The 1,317-nt window shown below is 60.2% G+C and carries 1 protein-coding gene; it reads left to right on the top strand.

Annotated features, from left to right (window positions below):
- The first annotated feature begins 193 nt into the window (after positions 1–193).
- A complete protein-coding gene (locus tag E1291_RS41400; protein ID WP_131743471.1) occupies positions 194–1,222 on the top strand; it encodes an XRE family transcriptional regulator in 1,029 nt (342 codons plus the stop codon).
- The last annotated feature ends 95 nt before the right edge of the window (positions 1,223–1,317 follow it).

Below are 1,317 nucleotides of genomic sequence, written 5' to 3'. Positions count from 1 at the left end.
CAAGATCCTAGGCGGCCAGCGACGCCGCTACTCGATCAAAGAGTTCGAATCACTCCGCGACGGCCTCCACATCCCCGGCCCACTCCTCGGACTACAACCGAGTAGCCAGCCGACAGAAGACCCTTACCAGGGCGAACCAGACGGATACCCAAACTCCACACGGAGAGACCTATCCGGCATACCGAGCGGTACCGTGGATCAGAGTCCAACTCCCGAGCAGGAGGACGACGAAGTGAAGCGACGCGCCGCACTCCAGATCATCACCGCCGCAGCCACCGGAACCGCGATCCCACCGGGCGTCTTCGATACCTTCCTCTCTGGCTCCAGAAAGGTACTGAGCCAGCCTGTGAACATTGACGACTGGGCACGCGCGATACGCGAGTATGGTTACCTGACACCAAGAAAACCGGCCGGGTCACTCATCCGTGGTCTAACCGCCGACTCCCTCGCGGTAGGAGAGCTCATACGTCGCGAAAATACATCCTCCACCAAGAACGAACTCCTGCGTATCAGTGCCGCACTCTCGGCTCTACTTGCCGTGCAGCTGGACAACACGGGGAACCGGCCCGAAGGTCGAATGTCATGGAACCTCGCGCGCGGGATGGCAGACGCATCACACGACCAAGATCTGAGGGTCTGGATCCGATCACGCGAAGCCGAAGAAGGTCTTTGGGCCGGAATTCCCCCAATCGACATCAAGACCCTCGTCGATGAAGCAGTCACAATCTCCAGGGGCACAGCGTCCGCAGGGCTGGCTCGCGCCTACATGGTGCAGGCAGAACTGGCCGCGATCAGGGGAGACAAACATTCGGCTTCGAGTGCGCTCAACGGGATGGAGGAAACCTTCACAAAGCTCCCCCCGGCCGACTCGAATTCCTTCTGGGTGATCTCAGGCGAATGGACCTATTACTGGACCCAGGCGTACGTCTTCACCGCAACCGACTTCAAAAAGGCACAAAAAGCCATGGACGAAGCTTCTGCCCTCATCCCTTCCGGAAACACGGGATCTACGGCGAACCTTCGCATCATTCAAAGCATGGCGATGGTCAGAGCGGGAGACATCGGTGAAGGACTCGATGAAGCCCTCACCACACTTCACGATCTCCCCGTGCCCCGTTCTCTTTTCCGCGATCACATGACAAGCCAGATCCTCGCCGCCCTGCCCCGGCAGGCACGGACCCTCCCGGCCGCGCGAGAGCTGCGTGCACTGACCTCCGCCTAGAGAGCTTCAATAGCTGGGGTTACTGCTTTGCAGGTGGGTGTGGGCGAGGAGGCTGTTGAGCAGTGCGGGCCGATGCTGGATGCGTTTCAGGCGGG

It is taken from the genome of Actinomadura roseirufa, from assembly GCF_900659635.1.
Lineage (GTDB): Bacteria > Actinomycetota > Actinomycetes > Streptosporangiales > Streptosporangiaceae > Spirillospora > Spirillospora roseirufa.
This window is presented reverse-complemented; position numbering and strand designations above follow the sequence as displayed.